Raw genomic sequence first — 24,246 nt, 5'->3', positions numbered from 1 at the left:
ACTACATATTGCGTCGGTATTGCCCTCCCACTTCAAATAATGCACTCGTAATTTGTCCTAATGAACATACTTTAGCGGCATCCATCAATTTTTCAAAAATATTTTGATTTGCAATAGCAGCGCTTTGTATTGCCTCTATATGTTGAGTAATTTCTGTTACTTTTGTCTTGTGTAAATTCGTTAACGTTTGAATTTGAAATTGTTTTTCTTCTTCCGTTGCACGTATTACTTCAGCAGGAACAATCGTTGGCGAACCTTTCGAACTCAAAAATGTATTTACACCAATTATAGGAAATTCGCCCGTATGTTTTAATGTTTCATAATACAATGATTCTTCTTGAATTTTAGAACGTTGATACATGGTTTCCATAGCACCTAATACCCCTCCTCTTTCTGTAATTCTATCAAATTCAGCTAAAACGGCTTGCTCAACTAAATCCGTTAATTCTTCAATAATAAACGAACCTTGTATTGGGTTTTCATTTTTAGCTAATCCTAATTCTTTATTGATAATTAGCTGAATAGCCATAGCACGACGCACAGATTCTTCTGTAGGTGTAGTAATAGCCTCGTCATACGCATTGGTATGTAAAGAATTACAGTTGTCGTAAATGGCATATAAAGCTTGTAAAGTCGTACGAATATCGTTGAAATCAATTTCTTGTGCATGTAATGAACGTCCTGAAGTTTGAATATGGTATTTCAACATTTGTGCTCTTTCATTAGCTCCATATTTATTTTTCATGGCTTTTGCCCAAATTTTTCGTGCTACACGACCAATAACCGCATATTCAGGGTCAATTCCGTTTGAAAAGAAGAACGATAAATTCGGACCAAAATCATTGATATTCATTCCTCTACTCAAATAATATTCCACATAAGTGAAACCATTAGCCAAGGTAAATGCTAATTGAGTGATTGGATTTGCTCCTGCTTCTGCTATATGATAACCAGAAATCGATACGGAATAGAAGTTACGTACATTTTGCTTAATAAAATATTCTTGTACATCACCCATCAAACGCAAAGCGAACTCGGTAGAGAAAATACAGGTGTTTTGTGCTTGATCTTCTTTTAAAATATCCGCTTGAACGGTGCCACGAACTTGTGCTAACGTTTCAGCTTTTATTTTTGTATATACGTCGGCTGGTAAAACTTGATCACCAGTTACACCTAATAATAACAGCCCTAATCCATTATTTCCTTCAGGCAATTCACCATTATATCTTGGACGCTCTAAGCCTTGTTTATCATACAATTCTATTTTCTTTTTCTCAACTTCGTATTCTAAACCGTTTTCTTTGATATATTTTTCACAATTTTGATCAATTGCTGCATTCATGAAGAAACCTAACAACATTGGTGCTGGACCATTAATTGTCATAGAAACTGAAGTGGCTTGGTGACTCAAATCGAAACCTGAGTATAATTTTTTTGCGTCATCTAAACAACAAATCGAAACCCCAGCATTTCCAATTTTACCATAAATATCAGGTCTATGGTCTGGGTCATTTCCGTAAAGGGTTACCGAGTCGAATGCTGTTGATAGACGTTTTGCAGGCATTCCCAAAGACACATAATGAAAACGACGGTTCGTTCGTTCTGGCCCTCCTTCTCCTGCAAACATTCGCGTTGGATCTTCACCTTCACGTTTAAATGGATATAGTCCTGATGCAAAAGGAAATTCCCCAGGAACATTTTCTTGTAAATTCCATTTTAAAATATCGCCCCAAGCTTGGTATTTTGGCAATGCTACTTTTGGAATTTGAGAATGTGAAAGAGATTCAGTATGTGTATCTATTTTAATTTCTTTATCACGAACTTTAAACGAATATACAGGATTTTTATATTTATTGACTTTTTCTTCCCAAGTCAAAAGAATTTCCCAATTGTAAGGATCTAAATTCATTTTTACTCGGTCAAATTCTTTCAATAATAATCTTAAAAAATCTTCATTAGTATCATTTATTTTTAAAGAGCTTTCAATAATTCCAGCCTTGTCAATTTGAGGTAAATTACCATTAACCGACTCAATAGTTTTAAAAATACCATATAATTTTTGAGCTACTTCTACTTGCGTTAAAGCGGTTTCGTCGTATTTTCTATTATTTTCTGCAATTTCAGATAAATAACGTGTTCTGTGAGGAGGAATTACGTAAATTTTCTCACTCATTTCACGCGTAATTTCAAATGTAGATTTTAAATTTCCAGCGGTTTTTTCCACGATTTTGTCCATTATAGCCTTGTATAAGGTATTCATTCCTGGATCATTAAATTGTGAAGCTATAGTTCCAAAAACAGGCATGGTATCTGCATCAACATCCCAGAGATTATGATTGCGTTGGTATTGTTTTTTTACATCACGAATGGCATCTAAAGCACCTCGTTTGTCAAATTTATTCAAAGCTACTAAATCCGCAAAATCTAACATATCGATTTTCTCTAATTGTGTTGCAGCACCAAATTCAGGTGTCATTACATACAATGAAACATCTGAATGATCAAGGATTTCTGTGTCCGATTGCCCAATTCCTGATGTTTCTAGAATGATTAAATCATATTTAGCAGCTTTTAACACTTGAATGGCTTCTGCTACATATTTCGATAATGCTAAATTAGACTGACGCGTAGCTAACGAACGCATATAAACGCGAGAGTTATTAATCGCATTCATACGTATTCTGTCACCTAATAACGCACCACCTGTTTTACGTTTTGATGGATCAACTGAAATTAAACCAATCGTTTTTTCTGGGAAATCAATTAAGAAACGACGTACTAATTCATCCACTAAAGAGGATTTTCCTGCACCTCCTGTTCCCGTAATTCCCAAAACTGGGACTGAAGCCACCCCCGCCCCCGAAAGGGGTGCTTGAAATAGCTTATGAAAATCATCTGGATAATTTTCGGCTAATGATATTAAACGAGAAATTGTATTTACATTTTTTTCTTCTAATCTTTTTTGATTCTCACTAGGATTTGCTCCTACCATTCCCCCTTCGGGGGTTAGGGGGCTGTCAGCTTTCTGAACCAAGTCATTAATCATGCCTTGTAACCCCATAGCACGGCCATCGTCTGGAGAATAAATTTTGGTTATACCATACGCATGCAACTCTTCAATTTCTGAAGGAAGAATTACACCTCCACCACCACCAAATATTTTGATATGCCCTGCTCCTTTTTCTTGAAGCAAATCATACATATATTTAAAGTATTCGTTATGCCCTCCTTGATAAGAAGTCATTGCAATTGCATTTGCATCTTCTTGAATAGCCGTATTTACAACTTCTTCTACACTTCTATCATGTCCTAAATGAATTACTTCAACACCTGTTGCTTGAATAATTCTACGCATGATATTGATTGCCGCATCATGTCCGTCAAATAACGAAGCTGCGGTTACAATTCTAACTTTGTTTTTAGGTTGGTAGGGTTGTACGTTTTCCATGTTCTGATTTTGCTTTAAAAAGTGATGCAATTTAAGGAATAATTAAAAAAAAAGCGAAATCAAAAAGTATTTTTTAGGAATTTCTTTTTTATACTTAATTTTGCTACGAAATATATAAAAACAACTCCCAAATACAACTTGCTTTGCAAAGAAAATAATCCATCAGTATGTATAAAAAAACAATATTAATTGGTTTGATTATAGCTCCAATACTAATATTCTCGCAAGTATTAAAATCAAAAGATAGCTTAACAATTATAAAGGATAAAAATCTAAAATTTAATTATAAACAGCTTGTTGTACCCGCTGCATTTATTACGTATGGTATAGTATCTTTAGAAAGTGATTATTTAAAAACATTGAATTATGATACGAAAGAAGAATTAGCTGAACATATTGACAAGCGATTAACTATTGATGATTTTTTTCAATATACACCTGCTGCAACTGTATACGGATTAAATTTAATAGGAATTCAAGGAAAAAATAAGTTTAAAGACAGAAGTATCATTTTGGCAACGTCTTATTTAATCCTTTCAACATCGGTTTTAACTTTAAAATCAGTCACAAAAATTGAACGTCCAGATGGAAGCGCTAACAACTCTTTTCCTTCAGGTCATACCGCAAATGCTTTTGCAGGAGCTGAATTTTTATATCAAGAATATAAGGATGTTAATATTTGGTATGGAATATCAGGCTATGCAGTTGCTACAGCTACAGGTTTTTTCAGAATGTACAATCAAAGACACTGGTTTTCAGATGTTGTTATGGGAGCTGGAATAGGTATTTTAAGTACAAAAATGGCCTATTGGATACATCCTTTCATTACAGAAAAAATATTCAAATCTAATTCCAAAACAACAACTATGATTACTCCTTTTTACAATGGCAGACAAGGAGGATTAGGATTGGTAATCCATATAAATTAATTATTCTTCATTCAATTGAACTGCTTTGGAGTAATTACGCCATTTTTCAATACATACTTGAATATCTGAAGGAATCTCCGAAGTAAAACGTAAAAACTCACCTGTTGTTGGGTGTTCAAAACCTAATGTTTTCGCATGAAGTGCTTGTCGTGGTAAAACTTTAAAACAATTTTCAACAAACTGTTTATATTTTGTAAATGTAGTGCCTTTCAAAATTTGGTCACCCCCATAACGCTCATCATTAAAAAGTGTGTGTCCGATGTATTTCATATGCACTCTAATTTGATGCGTACGACCTGTTTCTAATTGACAGGAAACCACGGTAACATAACCTAAACGTTCCAAAACTTTATAATGTGTAACGGCTGGTTTCCCTTTTTCACCATCAGGAAAAACAGCCATTTGCATACGATTTGTATTGTGTCTATCTATATTTCCTTCTATAGTACCTTCCTCTTCTTCAATATTTCCCCAAACAATAGCCACATATTCTCTTTCTGAAGTTTTATCAGCAAATTGTTGGGTTAAATGAGCCATTGCTAATTCTGTTTTAGCCACTACTAATAATCCTGAAGTATCTTTATCTATTCGGTGAACTAATCCTGGACGTTCACTACTGTTCATGGGTAAATTATCAAAATGATAAGCCAATGCATTAACCAATGTTCCTGAATAATTTCCGTGTCCTGGATGCACAACCATACCCGCTGGTTTATTCACAACAAGCACTTGATCGTCTTCATAAACAATATCAATAGGTATGTTTTCACCTTTTAATAAATGTTCGTAAGGTGGATGTTCTAAAAGCACTCGAACGACATCATTCGGTTTTACCTTATAATTCGATTTTACGGGTATATCATTAACAAAAATAAAACCAGAATCTGCTGCTTTTTGAATTTTATTTCGGGTTGTATTTTCGATAACATTCATTAAAAACTTATCGATTCTTAAGGTCTGTTGCCCTTTAGCTACTTCAAACCGATGATGCTCATATAAGTCATCATCAAAGTCTTGTGGTTCAACAAAATTTTGCATCATTATTCTATGGAATCTTGTTCTTGACTTGGAATCGAATCATTTTCATCTGAAAACAATTCTTTTCCATCTCCTAATACAAAATCAATGGTAGAGTTTTTAAGTATTTTATCTCCTGCTTTTAATTTTTTACCATTCTGATGTATTTCTAAAACGACATCTTTAGCAATGTTTGGTACGTATTTTAACTTTCCTTCTTGTAAACCTAATGTTCTAATTGTATTAGCGGCTTGACGGAACGTTTTATTAATTAAATCAGGTAAAGTAACGGTTGAAAATCCACCCGCGTTTAATTTTACATATATTTTTCTTCCATCTTTTACTTTAGAACCTGGACGTGGATCCTGTTCAACAATTGTATAAGGTGGAAATTCAGGTTTAAAATCAACCGTGTCTAATAAAAAAACTTCTAAACCCTCTTCATCTAACTTTTCTTCTGCTACTTCAAGTTTCATTTTAGTAATATCTGGTACGTTTATTTCTTCCCCGTGATTGGTACTAAAATCAAGAAACTTAACGATAGCAAATAAAAATACGATTACGATTACTAGTGCTACAACTAAATTTTTAAAAAAGGCAGAACTGGTTAAAAATCTTTTTAAACTCATAGAAATAAATTTTAGCAAAAGTAATGATTTTCTTTATTGTTGTACTATTTTTTAACGTATGAACCGCTAAAATAATTTATTTTCAAATTTATTGTTTACTAGTCCACAAAATATAATAAATTTGTTACACCAAAATTTAGAATAGTATGAGGAACATAGCCGTTGTAATGGGCGGATATTCAGATGAATCAGTCATTTCTTTGAGAAGTGGCCAATTAATCTTAAATCACCTTGATAAAACCAAATACCATATTTATGAAGTACATATAGTATCCGATTCTTGGAATGTGCTTTTAAATGATAAAAAATACGACATAAATCGTGCCGATTTTTCAGTTACTATTGATGACCAAAAAATAACTTTTGATGTAGTAGTAAACACGATTCATGGTACACCTGGCGAAGACGGACACATGCAAGCCTATTGGGAACTTGTAAATTTACCCTATACAGGTTGCAACTTCTATCAGAGCAGTCTAACGTTTAATAAACGCGATACATTATCCGTACTAAGTAAATTTAATATTCCACGAGCAAAATCGATTTATTTAACAGAAGGCATGCCTATTCATGTTGATGATGTAATGGCAGAATTGGGCTTACCTTTTTTTGTGAAACCAAATCAATCTGGGAGTAGTTTAGGTGTATCTATGGTACAAAACCCTAGCGAATTTGATAAAGCATTAGCTTTTGCTTTTGCGGAAGATAAAGACATTTTATTGGAATCTTATTTAAAAGGAACCGAAATTTCTGTTGGTGTTTTAAAATACAAAGGCGTTACAACTGTATTAGGAATTACAGAAATAATACCTAAAAATGCTTTTTTTGATTATGAAGCGAAATATTTAGGAAAATCTGAAGAAATAACTCCTGCACGTATTTCAGTTGAAGTAGAACAACTTGTCAAGGAAACGGCTATTAAAGTATATGATTCATTAGGGATGCAAGGATTTTCTAGAACCGATTTCATCATTATGGATGGTATTCCTCATTTTATTGAAATCAATACCAATCCTGGGCTAAGTCCACAAAGTATATTTCCGCAACAAGCGGCATTTGCTGGTATGAATTTTGCCGATTTATTAGATAATGAAATAAAATTAGCTTTGGACAGAAAACCCATTTGGGAAAAATAATATTTAACGAATTTAAAAATGAAAAAAGCTGTATTTCCAGGTTCTTTTGACCCTATAACAAACGGACATTTTGACATCATTAAAAGAGGCGTTTCATTATTTGATGAAGTAATTGTAGCCATTGGTGTTAATGCTGATAAAAAATACATGTTTAACTTGGAAGACCGAAAACAATTCATTGAAGAAGCATTTAAAGGTGAAACAAAAGTAAAAGTTATTACATATTCTGGCTTAACTATAGATTTATGTAAAAAAGAAAAAGCTGATTTTATTTTACGAGGACTCAGAAATCCAGCAGATTTTGAATTTGAAAAAGCTATTGCACATACTAATCAAACTTTATCTAAAATAGAAACTGTTTTCTTGCTTACAGCTGCTAAAACTTCATTTATATCTTCAAGTATTGTTAGAGATGTGCTTAGAAATGGTGGCGATATTTCTGGATTAGTTCCTGCTTCAGTATTAAAAAAATAAAATTATGTTCAAATACCTTTTTTGCTTTGTAAGCACTGCGTTTTGTTTCGCACAACAAAATTGGAATACTACTTTTGAAAACGGAAATGGAAATCAATCTGCAACCTATGAAGAATGCATTGCTTTTTATAAAAAATTAGATGCTGCATTTGAAACCATTACATTTCAGGAAATGGGAATTACCGACAGCGGCAAACCATTGCATCTTATTTTGTTTTCGGCTGCCAAAAATTTTGACTATACAAAGCAAAAAGCAAAAATACTTATTAATAACGGCATTCACCCAGGCGAGCCTGATGGTATTGATGCGACTATGATTTTGTTTCGTGATTTAGCTTTACAAAAAATTGCTATTCCAAAAAACACATTAGTTGCTGCTATACCTGTATACAATATTGACGGTATGCTGAACAGAAATTCATATTCTCGAGCAAATCAGAATGGTCCTGAAGCATACGGTTTTAGAGGTAATGGCCGAAACTATGACTTAAATAGAGATTTTATTAAATCGGACACCCGAAATTCCAGAAGTTTTCAAGCCTTATTTCATCTTGTACAACCCGATGTGTTTTTAGATAATCATGTTTCAAATGGCGCCGATTATCAATATACTTTCACTTGTATTGCCACACAACACGAACGATTAGGTGAGAAATTAGGCAACTTTTTCAAAAATGAAATGTATCCAGAAATGGTAAAAGACATGCAGAAAAAGAAAATTGACGTGATTCCGTATGTCAACATTCACGGTGCAAAACCTGATTTAGGATACGAACAATTTACCGATACACCACGTTATGCTACTGGTTACACTACTTTATTTAATACCTTAGGTTTTGTACCTGAAACACATATGTTAAAGCCATATAAAGATAGAGTGAAAACGACTTATGAATTTATGGTTACAGCAATTAATTATACTGATACAAATTGGGAAAAAATAAAACAAGTAAGAAAAGCCAATTTAGAAGAATATAAAGTTGGAAATCAATATCCATTGCATTGGGAAATTGATTCCACAAAAGTGTCTTATATTGATTTTAAAGGATATGAAGGCGGTTATAAACCAAGTGAACTATCTGGAAAAGACAGATTGTTTTATGATAGAAATAAACCATTTACAAAGAAAATCCCTTTTTACGGAAACTATAAACCAACGAAATTTGTGACAATACCGAAATATTATGTGGTGCCTCAAAGCCAATGGCAAATTATTGAATTATTAAAATTGAACGCTATTGAAATGACACCTATTACTCAAAATGAAAGTTTTGAAGTAGAAATCTATACAATTGCCACTTATCAAACAGGAAAAAATGCGTACGAAGGGCATTACGGACATTATAATACCACCGTAACAAAAAATATAGAGAAAATGGAATTTAGAGCCGGTGACTATAAAATTTCAACCAATCAATTAGGCATAAAATATTTATTAGAAACCCTTGAACCAGAAGCGGTTGATTCCTATTTTAATTGGAATTTTTTCGATACGATTTTGCAACAAAAAGAAGGGTATTCCAGTTATGTTTTTGAAGATGTAGCCAAACAAATTTTAGAGGAAAACCCAACTTTAAAACAAGAATTCGAAACAAAAAAACAAACCGACAAAGCTTTCGCAGAAAATGGCAACGACCAATTATATTGGGTGTACAAACATTCAAAATACTTTGAAAAAGAGTTTATGCGATATCCTGTTTATAGGGTTTTGGAATAGAATATAGAATATAGAATATAGAATATAGAATATAGAGTAAAGAATATTGATTTTATTAAATATCTTATTTTACTATTTTATCAATTGATAATTTATCTACTTTCAAAAGTTCAAGAATTAATTTTGCTTTGTCTTTGTTGTTCTTCAGGGCTAAATCAAATTCATCCATTAGACCTGAATGATAAAGTCGCTCATTGACAGTCATACCTTCACAATTCCTTCTACTTTTGAAATTGCATTTTCAATTTCTTTATTTGTCATTTTTCTAAAAAAACTATACCACTTTCTCACTTTCAAACAACAATTTAATATTTTCATAAGAATTTCCTAAAGCGGCTTCAATTTCTGAGGGTTTTAACCAAACCGCTTTTGAGATGCCTTCTTTTTCTTGCGGACAAGTTGGTCCTGTAAAATTGGTTTGCATTTTAAACCAATATGTAATTTTGAGTTTATAGCGCCCGTTACGTTTAAAAATGTGATACGTTTTTTGTAATTTATCTATAATTTTTAAGCCTTTTACCCCAGTTTCTTCTTCGACTTCTCTGATAGCTGTATCTTCAATTTCTTCATTTTTTTCAATACCTCCTTTTGGCAAATCCCATTTACCATTTCTAAAAATAAACAACACCTCACCTTTTTTATTGTACACCAATCCTCCACCCGCTTTAGCAACAGGCATTTTTGATTTTAATGTCTTTAAAATCAATTTTTCATCTGGATGATACAAAAGCGCACTATCTATTTTATTTAAAAATAGTTCAGAAATCACTTTTCTAATATTTACTGTTTCCAATAAATAAATTCTAAAATTTGTCTCCTTCTCCACCTTATTTGTTAAAAAAAGTGGTTTGTCGTTCACAAAAACTTTATACATTTGCACTATGATATTTAATACTAATACAGCACAGCAAACCGCAGAATTGCTTTTACAAATAAACGCAATTAAACTGAATTCTAAAAATCCTTTTACATGGGCTTCTGGTTGGAAGTCACCCATTTATTGCGACAACCGCGTAATCCTTTCATTTCCAGCCGTTAGAAATTATGTAAGAGATGAATTCGTGAAACAAATTGAAGCGAAATTTGGCAAACCAGACGTGATCGCAGGTGTAGCAACAGGCGCTATTGGCATTGGAATTTTAGTAGCCGAAGCCATGGGATTGCCTTTTGTTTACGTAAGACCTGAACCAAAAAAACACGGCAGACAAAACCAAGTTGAAGGTTTTTTACAAAAAGGACAAAACGTAGTTGTAGTAGAAGATTTGATTTCTACAGGCGGAAGCAGCTTATTAGCTGTTGAAGCTTTACGTAATGAAGGGGCAATTGTTAAGGGAATGGCTGCTATATTTACATACGGGTTTCCTATTTCTGAAGAGAAAATAAAAGAAGCTAATTTAGATGTCTATACATTAAGTAATTACGATAACTTACTCCAAAAAGCGATAGATAAAAAATACGTATCTGAAAATGAATTAGAAACATTGCAAGCTTGGAATGCTAATCCAGCTGAATGGGGAGTTGATAATGGATAATTAATATTTAATTTTGTGTCTTTTGTGGAAACTTTGTGAAACTCTGTGATACAGCTAATAAAGGGTAATGGGTAATTGGTAAATAAACCCAACAACGAACAACGAACAACGAACAACGAACAACGAACATCTAACATCTAACAAAAAAAACATGAATTTAGAAAGTAAAAAAGTAACGGTAGAAAAATCTGCATCATATATATTTAATGCATTAATTGATGTAAAACAGTATGAAAAATTAATGCCTGAAAACATTGCAAAATTTGAAGTAACAGCTCCTACAGATTTTATTTTTGGATTAAAAGGCATGCCAGAAATAAAATTACGTTTAAAAGAACAAACGCCAAATTCGTTAGTAAAATTAGGTGCTGCAAGTGATAAATTACCTTTTTCATTAACCGCTACAATTGATACCTTAACAGATGAATCTTGTGCCGTACAATTATTTTTTGAAGGTGAATTTAATGCCATGATGGCCATGATGGTTAAAGGGCCTATTTCAAATTTCATTGAAACCTTAGCGGGTAATATGCATAAATTGTAAACCTACTTTCAGTGTTCTGTACTCAGTTGTATAAAGCATTTTAAAATTTCGTAATTCCCAATTTGTTATTACTTATTTGTAATTCCTAAAACGTAAATCGTAATTTATAATTTATAATTTATAACACAAAGTTACACTAAGAAAACACAAAGAATCACGGAGTAGTAAAAAAGATTTACTAAAATGCTAATTGATCAACCTCCCATATCTCACTGAAATCATACCATAATTGTCCTTGTTTTATGACTAAAGGACATGTAAAATTATTAGTGTACAATCCACCCGTTCCTAAACCTTGAGGCATCATATTATTTAAGGTAAACGTAAATTGTGCAATAGCATTTAAACCTATATTACTTTCTAACGCAGAAGTAATCCACCAACCTATGTTTCGTTCTTCAGCTAGCGCTATCCATTCTAAACTACCTTTTATCCCTCCTATCAAACTAGGCTTCAAAATAATATAATGGGGTTGAATAGTGTCTAATAATTTTACTTTTTCGTCATACTCAAAAACACCTATTAACTCTTCATCTAAAGCAATAGGAAAAGGGGTTTGTTTACACAGCTTAGCCATTATTTTTTCTTGACCTTTTTGAATGGGCTGTTCTATGCTATGTAATTTATATACAGCTAATTGATTCAGCTTATGTAACGCTTCACTTTCAGTAAAAGCTCCGTTTGCATCTACACGTAACTCTATGATTTTTTCATCAAAATGGGATCGAATAAAAGCCAATAAATCTAACTCCTGTTGAAAATCTATGGCCCCTATTTTCAATTTTATACATTTAAATCCGTCAGATAATTTTTCTTCAATTTGTGTTTTCATGAATTCAGGCTCACCCATCCACACCAAACCATTTATAGAAATAGCTTGTTCACCCTTTGTAAACGCAGACGGAAACAAAAGAAACGGTGTTTCACTTTCTAAAGATAAAAATGCCATTTCTACCCCAAATTGAATCGAAGGAAATTCTTTTAAGGCTTCCCAAAGGCTGTCTTTTCCTAAATGAATATTTTCACAAACCCATTGTAGTTTTTCTTCATACTCTGGGCGATCGTCAATAGACAAGCCACGCAACAAGCCACACTCCCCTATACCTCTTTTGCCGTTAGCCTCGAGAATCAAAAACCATGTTTCTTTTTCAGTCATAACACCCCGCGAGGTGCCACTTGGTCTTTTAAACTGCAAAATGTGTTTTCTGTAGGTTGCTTTCATTACTATTGCATTGCTATTGCCATTGTTATTGCTATTTATTCAAGAATTCGTATTATTTTTTTAAAATTAGCCGTTGGAAAACCTTTCTTTTCAAATTCAGAAAAATCAGATTTAGTTTGATTTACCCAACTTACTTGTGAAGTTATATTTTGTGTTTTAAATTGATTATGTATGTCTTTTGCCTCCGAGACACGGTCTGTAAATACATACACATGCGCTAAATTTAACTGATGTGTTAAATCTGTTTTTTCTAATGCTATCGCTTTATTTAAATATTCCTCTGCTTTAGTAAATTGTTTTGAAAACAAATAAAAATGCCCCAATAAACCATAATCGACAGCAGTAGCAGCTTTATTAAAAATAATTTCATCATGAATTTTTGAAATCGCTTTATCTACTTTATTTTCATTGTACAACTTAACTGCATCTACTCGAATGGTATTCAAATAACTTTCATATTGATTCGATTTCTTTAAAGCAATTTCCTGAACTTCCTTTATTGCTTTTATTTTTTCAATAGGTATTAATTGTTGAAACTCTGAAAATTTATATTTTTCTGTAAAAATTGTAATGAATTGTGCTAAAAAGACATCTTGATTTGGCGATTTTTTGTACCATTCTAGTTTTTTTCCAATTGAAATTAGTTCTTTTTTTGTTTCTAAATTCCAACCACGACTTGCTTTAACATCAACCCATGCCACAACCTCTAAAACAATTTTAGTTGATAATACCCAATTTTTATTTTCGAAAGCAAACCAAAGATGGGGTGCATTATCAAAACATTTCGTGTTTTTAATGGAAATTACCTTACTGTCTTTGTTAACGGGCTCTTTAATGGCATAACAAGCTTTATCAAACTTACCATCGACTAAAAATTGATTGCTGCTTTTTTCAGATGTAAAAATACCAAACAAACACGTATCATCACCAGAAAATGAATTGGTTAACGTTATTGCACCTGCTGTTCCTTGGCTTATTCCTGTGGGATCGGGAATCATTTTTAAAACAGAGGCTAAACTGTTGGTTATTTTGCTATTTTCATCTATCAAACTAATGCGATACACAAATTCTGATGCTCCTTCAGGTAAATCATCAATTTTAACTACTACTCGGTTTCCTGAACCAAGTTTAATTTCTTTTGTAAATGCACGTTCTTTATCCCAAAACCCATCTTGCTGAGCGTAGGAAAAAAAGGCAGTTAAAAATAATAGTGCAACTAGCTTATTAATCATGTAAATAGTTTTAATGTGTATTAGCAAATTTGGTACCAATAGTTATAAATCAATGCTTTCACCAATTGCTAATAGCATTAAATCTTTTCCTTTCTCAAAGAACTTACGTTTGGCTTCTTCATGAGAAATTTCAATGTATCCAAAAGTATCAAAGTGATACCCTAATACTTTGTCACAAGCCACAAAATCAGAAGCAATAATAGCGTCATCAACACCCATTGTGAAATTATTTCCTATCGGCAAAACGGCTAAATCTAATTGCGTGCGCAAAGGAATTAATTTCATATCCATACTTAATGCTGTATCTCCTGCAATATAAATGTTTTTATGCTCACCTTCAATTACAAATCCACCCGGTTGCCCGCCGTAACTTCCATCAGGAAAAGATGAAGTATGAATAGCATTGACATATTTTACCGTACCAAATTCAAATTCCCAACTTCCGCCATGATTCATTGGATGGTAATTTAATCCTTTGTTACCAAAATAAGAGGCAATTTCATAATTTGAAACGATGACTGCGTCTGTGCGTTTTGCAATGGCTTCAACATCTAAAATATGATCTTGATGCGCATGTGTAACCAAAATATAATCGGCTTCTAAGGTATTACTATCGATTTGCGTCGCTTTAGGATTTCCTGTAATAAAGGGATCAACTAAAATATGTACGCCGTTTACTTGAATTCCAACACATGCATGTCCGTAAAATGTTATTTTCATAGTTTTTATTTTAGTAAAAAGTGATTATTAAAAAGTAATTAGTTCAGAAAGACTATAGTTATCCAAAATAAAATACTTAATGCAAAAGTGCTTAAGGCTACTTTTTTGAGTTCGGGTTCAAAATCTTCATATTTTTCAGCTTTTCGAACTTTACCCATATGTTTAATTATTGGTATATTAACAATCAATACAGGAGTAAGAGAAGTGTTAAGCAATAGAGCAAAAACCATGAAACAAACCATTCCAGATGCTAAAATTACTTCTTGATACGTCTTTGCCCATTTTAATCCCATTTTAACTACCAACGTATTTTTACCTGCTTTTTTATCGTTTTCAATATCGCGCATGTTATTTAAATTGAGTACCGCTGTGGCAAGTAACCCAATAGAAACTGCGGGTAACGTTAATCTCCAATCTAATGTTTTAGTATATAAAAAATTACTTCCTAAAACAGCTACTAAGCCAAAAAAAATAAAAACAAAAACATCACCCAAACCACTATATCCATAGGCTTTTTTACCCACTGTATATTTTATAGCCGCAACAATTGAAGCAATTCCAAGAAGTAAAAACACTAAAGAATATAAAAAATTAGCTTTACCAAAAGAAATATAAATGAGTACCAAAGCAAAAACGAATGACACTATACCCATAATTTGAACTGCTTTTTTCATTTGTAAAGCCGAAACTTCTCCAGAAGCCACTAAACGCTTTTCGCCTATTCTATTTTCATCAGTCCCCTTTATCCCATCGCCATAATCATTTGCAAAATTGGATAAAATTTGAAAGGATAATGTAGTCGCTACTGCTAAAACAAAAATTTTCCAGTCAAATTGGTTTTGGTAATACGCATAAGCGCTGCCAACAATAATTCCAGAAATTGAAAGAGGCAATGTTCGCAATCGTGCCGCTTGAATCCAGTTTTTCATTTTTATTATTTTTGTTTCAGGTTTTATTTTATCTTTAACCAATTACCCATCACTTATCATCCATTACCACTTATGGAATATACTTTTTCTCAAAATTAGGTTTACGTTTTTCCAAAAAGGCATTTCTGCCTTCAATTGCTTCATCACTCATATAAGCCAAACGAGTTGCTTCACCTGCAAAAACTTGCTGCCCCACCATACCATCATCGGTTAAATTCATTGCAAATTTTAACATCTTAATAGAAATAGGTGATTTAGCCAAAATCTCTTGCGCCCATTCATACGCTGTGTTTTCTAGTTCCTCATGAGGAATAACAGCGTTTACCATACCCATTTCATAAGCTTCTTGTGCCGAGTAATTTCTTCCTAAAAAGAAAATTTCTCTTGCTTTCTTTTGCCCTACCATTTTAGCTAAATACGCCGAACCATAGCCGCCATCAAAACTAGTTACATCTGCATCTGTTTGTTTAAAAATAGCATGTTCTTTACTGGCTAACGTTAAATCACAAACCACATGTAAGGAATGACCTCCACCAACAGCCCAACCCGGAACAACCGCAATAACTGCCTTTGGCATAAAACGAATTAAACGTTGAACTTCTAAAATATTTAAACGATGGTAACCATCTTCGCCAACGTAACCTTGCTTTCCTCTTGCTTTTTGATCACCACCACTACAAAAAGACCATATACCGTCTTTAGTAGAAGGGCCTTCTGCTGACAATAAAACCACACCTATAGATGTATCTTCGTGTGCGTCTTTAAAAGCATCTAATAATTCTGAAGTAGTTTTGGGTCTGAATGCATTTCTAACATCGGGTCTATTGAAAGCAATTCGGGCTACACCATTACATTTTTTATAGGTTATGTCGTCAAATTCTTTGACTGTTTTCCATGCTATCGTACTCATAAATGAATTATTTTACTGAGATTTAATTTTTCTGTTACAAATTTAGTTTAATTTTAAGACATTAAAAAACAAAACTGAATGAAACACCTTATATAAAAATGGTTAATAAGTTGTGATAATAAATTTAATGTACTATTTATTTCTCCGAAAAAAAAAGATATTTTTGTGACCGAATTTAAAAATATAATCCCCTTACAGAAGTACTAAAATAATGAAATTTAAACTATACTATCTGCCGCTTCTTTTTTTATTAGTGTCTTGCAACGATAAAAGTAACAGTAAAACGTTTTCATTAAACAACAATACTCAAAACAGTGATAGCGACTTCTTTGTTACTTTCAATCCGCTAGATGCCAATTATGTAGCTAAGAAGAAAAACGACATTGCTTTTTACTATAAAAAACTTATTGGAAATAAAGATTATTTTGGTTCATTTTTAGTAGCCAAAAACGGTAAAATTTTATACGAAAACTATCAAGGGTTAGCTTATATAGAGCGAAAAGATTCTATTCATAAAAACAAACCCTTACACATCGCATCAGTAAGTAAAGTCTTAACTGCTTCTGTTATTTTACGAATGGTTGATGCAGAAAAAATAGCACTAGACGATAAAGTTTCTAAATATTTAGACCATTTTTATTTTGACGATATTACAGTTAGAATGTTATTAAATCACCGTAGTGGATTAAGACATTATGGTTATTTTATTGAAACAGATGTAAAATGGGACCGAAAAAAACGAATTACCAATCAAGACATATTAAACTTAATCAATTCAGGTAAAATTCATTTAGAATCTAAACCTGGTACACGTTTTTCATATTGCAACACCAATTACGCTTTATTAGCATTAATAATAGAAAAAGTTTCAGGCATGCGTTATCATGAAGCGATGCAAGAATTACTTTTCAAACCTTTAGGAATGAAAAACACCTTTGTTTTTGATTATGAAAAACATCATGACACGGTAAGCCAAACTTATAAAGCCAATAGAATGCGTTTAGCATTTGACCATTTAGATTTAGTGTATGGCGATAAAAATATTTATTCTACACCTCGCGATTTATTAAAATTTGATTTGGCCACATATTCTGAAAATTTTTACAGCAAAGCATTACAAAAAGAAATATACAAAGGCTATAGTTATGAATCGAAAGGTGAAAAAAATTATGGTTTAGGAATTCGTCTAAGAGAATGGAAAGAGGCGCCTACATTAACGTATCATAACGGATGGTGGCACGGAAACACTTCGTCATATATTACCATGAAAAACGACAGTTTAACCATTATTTGCTTATCCAACAAAATGTCCTATAGAACTTATCAAACCAAGAAATTCCTAGCCTTATTTGGAAATTATCCTGTAAAATTAGACAATAGTGATGAAGGGAGTGGCGGCGAATAATTAAAGTAAATAAATTCCGTCTGCTTTTAAATCAATTTGTTTTTGTTTATACAAACTACCAATAGCTTTTTTGAAGGTTTTTTTACTCATCTTCAAAACCGTTTTTATTTCCTCTGGATGACTATTATCTGTCAATTTTAGAAAACCTTTATTATCTTTTAAGGCTTGTAGAACGTGCTTTGCAGAATCGTCTATAACTTCAAAACCAAGTTTTTGAAAGGAAACATCAATTTTACCATCTGGTCTAATTTGTTTTATATATCCTTTTGTTTTATATCCTGGTGAAACAGTTTCATACACTTCGTTTTTATAAGCTAACCCTTTATACAAACCATTAATAATAACGTTAATTCCCGCATCTGTGATGTGTGAAACCATTAAATTCACTTCTTGATTAACCATTAAATCGATTTCTTCTTGCTCTAAAAACTGATTTATTTTACTAGACGCTACTAAGCGGTTTGTTTTTTCATCTAAATAAAGAAACACCACATAACGTTTGTCTTTTTCCATTGGACGGGCTTGCTCTTTGAAAGGAACAAACAAATCTTTTTCTAAACCCCAATCTAAAAATGCACCAAAACTATTGGTATAATTTACTTTTAATACAGCAAATTCATTAAGTGTAATATAAGGCTTAAGTGTCGTAGCAACGGGACGTTCTTCATGATCTAAATAGATGAAAACAGTTAAATCATCACCTATATGATATTCAGCTGGTACATATTTATTGGGTAACAATACTTCTTCCGTTTCGTTAACTAAAAAAAGACCCACTTTTGTTGCTCTCGCAGTTTTTAAGGTATGATAAGTGCCAATTTGCAACATGTAAATTAAGGTTTTATTATTAATAGCGATGGGGTATTATTTAACCACACACTACGAGTATCTATTAGTTTTTTCCAACTGTCCATACTCAAAATCAACAAGTCTTGTTCTTTTAAAAAGTCTTTTTCTAATTTTGACGAGTGAACTACTTTTACATTCTCATGAACCACCTTGTTGTTATCGTTCATTACTTCATAAGTATCAAAAATAGAAATTTTAGCTGTCGAATTTTTCTTAAGACGTTTCACATATTCTAACAAAAATTGATCTTCTTTATTGAATAAAATAACCGATATGTTTTCAGTTTTTGTTAGATTTTTGTCTACAAAAACACCTAAGGGCGCCTCTGTTTTAGAAATGATTGCCTGTGTTTTATCGTCAAAATAATTACTTTCAAATAATTTTTCTTTTCCTGTAAATGTATTTAATAAATTTTCAGGATTAATAATCTTAGATGTAATACCTAAAATTTTACCTAAAACGGTACCTTCAAAAATAGATGCACCTATATTAATAATTACAAAATCAAAAGCTCCTTTATTGGCCACATCAACAACATCGGCATCAATATCTCTTGACGCTTTGAAAAGTGTAGTTACTTTAGTATTTGTTTTTTCTGCTTCCTTTAATACAGGTTTAAAGCTTTCTTTTTCATACTCTTCAATCTTATACGGATTGATTTCATTTGTAGAAGAAATATACATGGCAGTAACGGCTTGTTTTTCTTCTTTGGTAGACATAAAATTAGAGGCTACTTTTATTAACGTTTTTCCTTCCTCAGGATTCTCAAAAGAAAGCAGCACTTTATACGCATTGTTCAACGCTTCTTGTGGTACTATATTTTTTCTGCGTTTAAATATAAAATCGATTAAATTCAGGGCTGGACCCGTCATAAAAGTGGTAGCTAAAGCCATAATAACCATCATAGCAAATACTTCCTTAGTCAAGACACCTAAATCATATCCAATGTTTAATACAACAAGTTCCATTAAACCTCTTGTATTCATTAAAGCCCCTATTGTTAAGCTATCGCGCCAATTTTGCCCTACAAACTTAGCGGTTAATGTACTACCTAGAAACTTACCAATTACAGCAACAGCAATAATCAACCCACATACTTTCCATAATTCTATATTATTCAATAGACCAATTTCTGTACGTAAACCTGTAAATACAAAAAACAAAGGCAATAACACAACTAAAGATACATCTTCTATCTTTTCAATAAAGATGGCTCTAAATTTCATGTTTTCTGGCATAATTACACCCGCTACAAAAGCACCAAAAAGGGCATGAATACCTATAACTTCAGTTAAATAGGATGATATTAATAATGTTAAAAAGAAAATTGCTACAACCGGTTTTGTAATTTTTTCTTGTGAGTCAAATAAATTTCCAATTCGTTTTAAGAAAGGCTTGACCAACTTGAACATAGCTACCACATAAATAAATGACAGCACAATTATATACAACGAGCTGGTAATTGACCCTGCTTTTACAATAGCAATTACACCTGCTAAAATACACCAAGCTGTAATATCATCGGCTGCAGCACAGGTAATTACCATAGCTCCAATTCGTGTTTTATTTAAACCTCTTTCTTGAACGATACGCGCCAATACTGGAAAGGCCGTAATACTCATAGCAATACCTAAAAACAATCCAAAGGATAAAAAAGCGACACCAGGAGGAGCATACTGGGTATAGATAGTGTAGGCTAATAATAAACCTAAGGTAAATGGAATAATTATACTAGCATGACTGATTACAACAGCCTCTTGCGCTTTATTTTTTAATACTTTTAAATCCAATTCCATACCCACAACATACATGAAAAATATTAAACCTATTTGGCTTAAAAATTTCAGATTATCCAGAGACGAATCTGGAAACAATAAAGACGAATACGCATGAAAATAATGCCCAAAGAAAGAAGGACCTAAAACAATCCCTGCAAGAATTTCACCTATTACCATAGGTTGACCTATTTTTTTGCATATCCAACCAAAAAGACGAGCTACAAAAATAATAGTAACAATTTGGGCTAATAAAATAGCGAGCGGATGTGTAATATTATGATGCAAAGAATGTATAAACTCTTGCCAATCTGAATTAGTAGAAGTCACTGTTTTTAAATACCTTCCCTTTTCTAATGATTTTCCATTATCAATGGTCCAATAAATTAAAACAGAAAACAGCCCTACTACAAAAACATAAAATAAGCTGTGTTTAATATTTTTCATCCAAATTATAGTATTAACTTTTATTCAACAGGACCTTCCCATTGAGAAATGCCTCCAACTAGATTATACACTTTTTCAAATCCTAGCTGACGCATGATGCCACAAGCTTGTGCACTTCTTCCGCCCGCATGGCAATACACAAAATAAGTTTTAGAAGGATTTAGTTCTTCTAACATATAGATAAATCCTTGTCCTTTATAAATATCTAAATTTATAGATCCAGGAATAGTCCCATTAGCACATTCTTCTTCTGTTCTAACATCTACAATAACAGCATCTTCCGTTGCTAAATAAGATGACCACCACTCTTTTTGATTAACGTCCATAGTGTATAATTTTGCTCAAATTTACAATAAGAAATAAGATATAAAAAATTTAACAAAAAATTAATAACATTTGTATATACAAATAAAAAATTATACATACATTTGTACCTACAAATATGATGAAAATGAAAATTGAAGAAATCATCAAATCGAATTCGGAAATTCCATTAGAAAAGAAAACAATTCTAAATCTAATTTACACACAACATGTTGTGTATGATAAATTTAGTGAATTGTTAAAAAAGCATGACTTATCTTCTGAGCAGTACAATGTATTACGAATTGTAAGAGGACAAAAAGGAAAGCCCGCGAATATGTGCGTTATACAAGAACGTATGATTGCCAAAACAAGTAACACCACTCGCCTGGTTGATAAATTAGTTGCTAAAGAAATGGTACATAGAAATGTTTGCCCTGCTAACAAACGAAAAATGGAAGTTACTATTACACAAAAAGGACTTGACATTTTGACACTGCTAGACCCAATTGTAGAAACTTTTGAAAGCAATTTAGGTAAAAAACTAACCCTTGAAGAATTAACTATTTTAAATACATTATTAGAAAAATACAGAAATTAATATAAACTATGAGCACATTTATCGAACATCAAAATTGGCGTTATGCCACAAAAAAATTTGACACTTCTAAAAAAGTATCCAATTCAGACTTACAAACCTTAAAAAAAGCAATTCAATTAGCGGCTTCTGCTTATGGTTTACAACCTTATAAAGTACTGATTGTTGAAAATCCAGAACTAAGAACACAATTACAAACAGCTTCTTGGGGGCAATCTCAAATTGTAGAAGCTTCGCATTTATTAGTTTTTGCCAATATATCAAAAATCGACGAAGCTTATATTGATGCTTTTTTTGAAAATACAGCAAACACAAGAAATATTCCTATTGAAGCTTTAGACGGATACAAAACATTTATGAAAAATGCAATTTTAAACATGCCTGAAGATCAAATGAATATTTGGACTTCCAAACAAACCTATCTTGCATTAGGAAACTTATTATGTGCCGCAGCAGAATTAAAAATTGATGTTACACCAATGGAAGGATTTGAAGCTCAAAAATACAATGACATTCTTGGTTTATCTGCTAAAGGATTAAATGCGTCATTAGTAGCAACAATTGGCTACAGACATGAAGAAGATCAATTACAGCATTTAGCAAAAGTAAGAAAACCAGAAACCGAATTATTTGAAACAATTTAATAACTAAATATTTTAATCATGAGAAATTTAAAATCAATTGCATTAGCACTTGTAGCTTTAGTGACTTTTTCAGCTACAGCACAAACAAAAAAAATCAATGTTTCTAAAAGTACAATCAACTGGACAGGTAAAAAAGTAACTGGTGAACATTCAGGAACTATTGATTTCAAAGAAGGAAACTTAACATTCAAAAATGGTTACTTAAAAGGCGGTTCGTTCACAGTTGACATGACAACTATTAATACAACTGATTTAAAAGGAGAATGGAAAGAAAAATTAGACGGACATTTAAAAGCTGAAGATTTCTTTGGTGTTGATAAATTCAAAACTGCTACTTTAGTATTCAAAAACATCAGCACAAAAAACAAAACTAACTACACAGTAACGGCAGATTTAACTATCAAAGGCATTACTAAACCAGTTACTTTTGACATTGTTATCAATGGTAATACTGCATCTACTGTAGTTAAAATTGACCGTACAAAATATGACATTAAATATGGTTCAGGTAGTTTTTTCACTGATTTAGGAGACAAGACTATTAATGACGAATTTGAATTAAAAATTAATTTGGCTTGGTAAACAGCTACAAGTATAAAACGTTTTTAAAAGCTATTTCTTAATTGAAATAGCTTTTTTTTTAAACAATTAAATTAGAAAGTATATATTTGATTTTTATTAGAACTCTAAATAAAATACAGTATGCATAAAGTTATATGTAGTATTCTTTTTTCAATTTTATATTCCTGTTCATCGAACAATGAAGAGACAAATACAACTATACCCAATCTTTTTTTTAAAGCTGCTGATATGTCATTTTTACCATTAATTGAAAGTGAAAATGGGCTATATAAAAACAATAATCAAATACAAGACCCACTACTTACACTTAAAAATTCAGGATGTAATACAATTAGATTACGCCTTTGGCACACTCCTTCCGACTTACATTCTGGATTAGCAGAAGTAAAAACGCTAAGTAATCGATGTAGACAATTAGGACTAAAAATATGGCTAACTGTTCATTATTCCGACACATGGGCAGATCCTAGTGCGCAAACCAAGCCAGCAAGTTGGCAAAATATGAATTTCACTAATTTACGTAATGCCGTTTCTGCCTACACTTCTCAAATCATGGATGAAATTAATCCCGATATTATCCAAATTGGTAACGAAACAAATGATGGAATGCTTTGGCCTGAAGGAAAAATATCAAGTAACGAAACGCAATACTTAGAATTAGTAAATACTGCCATTACTAGTGTAAGGCAAAAATCTAATACAACTAAAATCATGTTGCATTATGCAGGGCTTACCGGAGCTGATTATTTTTTCAATAAAGTTAATAATCTTAATTACGATTACATAGGACTCTCCTATTACCCTATTTGGCACGGCCAAAGTTTAGATAATCTACAAACCACAATCAATCAATTAGGACAAACATATAATAAAAAAGTACTGATTGCAGAAACAGCTTACCCATTTACACTGAATTATAATGACTATACAAATAATATTGTAGGTCTTCAAAATCAATTAATTAACGCCTATCCAGCGACTGAAATAGGTCAAAAAGATTTTTTAACGGCTATTCACAACATCATGAAACAAAGTTCAAATGGTTTGGGATATTGCTATTGGGGAGCAGAGTGGATTGCATTCAGAGGACCTACTGCCACAAATGGTTCTTCTTGGGAAAACCAAGCATTATGGGACTTTAATTCCAATGCTCTTCCTGTACTCTCTGTATTTAACTTGAATTAATATCTAACAAAAAAGCCTA

The 24,246-nt window shown here is 32.2% G+C and carries 24 protein-coding genes; 11 read left to right on the top strand and 13 right to left on the bottom strand.

The features are described from left to right. Position 1 precedes the first annotated feature (1 nt). Entirely contained in the window at positions 2-3,448 is a 3,447-nt protein-coding gene (locus tag RF683_RS04320; RefSeq protein WP_309532968.1) for a methylmalonyl-CoA mutase family protein, read from the bottom strand. A gap of 167 nt (positions 3,449-3,615) precedes the next feature. On the opposite strand from RF683_RS04320, the gene RF683_RS04315 reads away from it, so the two are divergent. Then, positions 3,616-4,377 (top strand): phosphatase PAP2 family protein, encoded by a 762-nt coding sequence (locus RF683_RS04315; protein ID WP_309532967.1) that lies wholly within the window; start codon positions 3,616-3,618, stop codon positions 4,375-4,377. Here RF683_RS04315 and RF683_RS04310 read toward each other — a convergent pair whose 3' ends face one another. Further along, positions 4,378-5,415, bottom strand: coding sequence for an RluA family pseudouridine synthase (locus RF683_RS04310; protein ID WP_309533149.1), 1,038 nt, complete (start codon positions 5,413-5,415; stop codon positions 4,378-4,380). 2 nt (positions 5,416-5,417) lie between these two features. After that, positions 5,418-6,023, bottom strand: a complete 606-nt coding sequence (locus RF683_RS04305) for a PASTA domain-containing protein (RefSeq protein WP_309532966.1) — start codon at positions 6,021-6,023, stop codon at positions 5,418-5,420. Positions 6,024-6,169: 146 nt separating this feature from the next. Here RF683_RS04305 and RF683_RS04300 point away from each other — a divergent pair, with 146 nt between their 5' ends. From RF683_RS04300 to RF683_RS04290, 3 genes are read left to right on the top strand one after another with little or no spacing between them, the layout of a single operon-like run. After that, the gene (locus RF683_RS04300; RefSeq protein ID WP_309532965.1) at positions 6,170-7,159 is read left to right on the top strand and encodes a D-alanine--D-alanine ligase; all 990 of its coding nucleotides are present in this window, start codon (positions 6,170-6,172) and stop codon (positions 7,157-7,159) included. Positions 7,160-7,177: 18 nt separating this feature from the next. Then, positions 7,178-7,633 carry a pantetheine-phosphate adenylyltransferase gene (gene coaD, locus RF683_RS04295; protein ID WP_309532964.1) on the top strand — a complete coding sequence of 152 codons (456 nt, stop codon included), beginning with the start codon at positions 7,178-7,180 and terminating at the stop codon, positions 7,631-7,633. A gap of 4 nt (positions 7,634-7,637) precedes the next feature. Continuing rightward, entirely contained in the window at positions 7,638-9,350 is a 1,713-nt protein-coding gene (locus RF683_RS04290; RefSeq protein ID WP_309532963.1) for a M14 family metallopeptidase, read from the top strand. A 64-nt stretch (positions 9,351-9,414) separates the two neighbouring features. On the opposite strand, the gene RF683_RS04285 is transcribed toward RF683_RS04290, so the two are convergent. After that, on the bottom strand, positions 9,415-9,555 hold the full coding sequence (locus RF683_RS04285) for a hypothetical protein (protein WP_309532962.1): 141 nt from the start codon (positions 9,553-9,555) through the stop codon (positions 9,415-9,417). Between the two features lie 69 nt (positions 9,556-9,624). Beyond that, on the bottom strand, positions 9,625-10,224 hold the full coding sequence (locus tag RF683_RS04280; RefSeq protein WP_309532961.1) for an NUDIX hydrolase: 600 nt from the start codon (positions 10,222-10,224) through the stop codon (positions 9,625-9,627). Positions 10,225-10,231: 7 nt separating this feature from the next. On the opposite strand from RF683_RS04280, the gene pyrE reads away from it, so the two are divergent. Together pyrE and RF683_RS04270 are read left to right on the top strand one after the other, a co-directional pair. After that, entirely contained in the window at positions 10,232-10,882 is a 651-nt protein-coding gene (pyrE, locus tag RF683_RS04275; RefSeq protein WP_309532960.1) for an orotate phosphoribosyltransferase, read from the top strand. Between the two features lie 151 nt (positions 10,883-11,033). Continuing rightward, the gene (locus RF683_RS04270) at positions 11,034-11,426 is read left to right on the top strand and encodes an SRPBCC family protein (protein WP_309532959.1); all 393 of its coding nucleotides are present in this window, start codon (positions 11,034-11,036) and stop codon (positions 11,424-11,426) included. Positions 11,427-11,604: 178 nt separating this feature from the next. Here the strand turns inward: RF683_RS04270 and RF683_RS04265 are convergent, their stop codons facing one another. From RF683_RS04265 to RF683_RS04245, 5 genes are all read right to left on the bottom strand, one after another. Then, entirely contained in the window at positions 11,605-12,648 is a 1,044-nt protein-coding gene (locus RF683_RS04265) for an o-succinylbenzoate synthase (RefSeq protein WP_309532958.1), read from the bottom strand. Positions 12,649-12,683: 35 nt separating this feature from the next. After that, entirely contained in the window at positions 12,684-13,880 is a 1,197-nt protein-coding gene (locus RF683_RS04260; protein WP_309532957.1) for a tetratricopeptide repeat protein, read from the bottom strand. Between the two features lie 42 nt (positions 13,881-13,922). Further along, positions 13,923-14,600 carry a metal-dependent hydrolase gene (locus RF683_RS04255; protein ID WP_309532956.1) on the bottom strand — a complete coding sequence of 226 codons (678 nt, stop codon included), beginning with the start codon at positions 14,598-14,600 and terminating at the stop codon, positions 13,923-13,925. 38 nt (positions 14,601-14,638) lie between these two features. Further along, complete coding sequence (gene menA / locus RF683_RS04250) at positions 14,639-15,529, bottom strand: 1,4-dihydroxy-2-naphthoate octaprenyltransferase (RefSeq protein ID WP_309532955.1); 891 nt, start codon at positions 15,527-15,529, stop codon at positions 14,639-14,641. 70 nt (positions 15,530-15,599) lie between these two features. Next, positions 15,600-16,439 carry a 1,4-dihydroxy-2-naphthoyl-CoA synthase gene (locus tag RF683_RS04245; protein ID WP_309532954.1) on the bottom strand — a complete coding sequence of 280 codons (840 nt, stop codon included), beginning with the start codon at positions 16,437-16,439 and terminating at the stop codon, positions 15,600-15,602. Positions 16,440-16,650: 211 nt separating this feature from the next. Here RF683_RS04245 and RF683_RS04240 point away from each other — a divergent pair, with 211 nt between their 5' ends. Next, a complete protein-coding gene (locus RF683_RS04240) occupies positions 16,651-17,844 on the top strand; it encodes a serine hydrolase domain-containing protein (RefSeq protein WP_309532953.1) in 1,194 nt (397 codons plus the stop codon). Here the strand turns inward: RF683_RS04240 and RF683_RS04235 are convergent, their stop codons facing one another. The 3 genes from RF683_RS04235 to RF683_RS04225 are packed head-to-tail and all read right to left on the bottom strand — an operon-like array spanning position 17,845 to position 21,241. After that, entirely contained in the window at positions 17,845-18,672 is an 828-nt protein-coding gene (locus RF683_RS04235) for a CvfB family protein (protein WP_309532952.1), read from the bottom strand. A gap of 5 nt (positions 18,673-18,677) precedes the next feature. After that, positions 18,678-20,915 (bottom strand): cation:proton antiporter, encoded by a 2,238-nt coding sequence (locus tag RF683_RS04230; protein ID WP_309532951.1) that lies wholly within the window; start codon positions 20,913-20,915, stop codon positions 18,678-18,680. A gap of 20 nt (positions 20,916-20,935) precedes the next feature. Next, complete coding sequence (locus tag RF683_RS04225; protein WP_298657424.1) at positions 20,936-21,241, bottom strand: rhodanese-like domain-containing protein; 306 nt, start codon at positions 21,239-21,241, stop codon at positions 20,936-20,938. 125 nt (positions 21,242-21,366) lie between these two features. Here RF683_RS04225 and RF683_RS04220 point away from each other — a divergent pair, with 125 nt between their 5' ends. The 4 genes from RF683_RS04220 (at position 21,367) to RF683_RS04205 (ending at position 24,227) form a co-directional block, all read left to right on the top strand. Beyond that, complete coding sequence (locus RF683_RS04220; protein WP_309532950.1) at positions 21,367-21,819, top strand: MarR family winged helix-turn-helix transcriptional regulator; 453 nt, start codon at positions 21,367-21,369, stop codon at positions 21,817-21,819. Positions 21,820-21,827: 8 nt separating this feature from the next. Continuing rightward, positions 21,828-22,460 carry an NAD(P)H-dependent oxidoreductase gene (locus tag RF683_RS04215; RefSeq protein ID WP_309532949.1) on the top strand — a complete coding sequence of 211 codons (633 nt, stop codon included), beginning with the start codon at positions 21,828-21,830 and terminating at the stop codon, positions 22,458-22,460. A gap of 18 nt (positions 22,461-22,478) precedes the next feature. After that, positions 22,479-23,042: a YceI family protein gene (locus tag RF683_RS04210; protein ID WP_309532948.1), complete on the top strand. Its 564-nt coding sequence runs from the start codon at positions 22,479-22,481 to the stop codon at positions 23,040-23,042. 228 nt (positions 23,043-23,270) lie between these two features. Next, positions 23,271-24,227 (top strand): glycoside hydrolase family 53 protein, encoded by a 957-nt coding sequence (locus RF683_RS04205; protein ID WP_309532947.1) that lies wholly within the window; start codon positions 23,271-23,273, stop codon positions 24,225-24,227. Positions 24,228-24,246 lie beyond the last annotated feature (19 nt).

Source organism: Flavobacterium sp. 20NA77.7 (assembly GCF_031326205.1).
In the GTDB taxonomy this organism is placed as follows: domain Bacteria; phylum Bacteroidota; class Bacteroidia; order Flavobacteriales; family Flavobacteriaceae; genus Flavobacterium; species Flavobacterium nakdongensis.
Note: the sequence above shows the minus strand (reverse complement) of the source record. Positions and strands in the feature narration are given on the sequence as shown.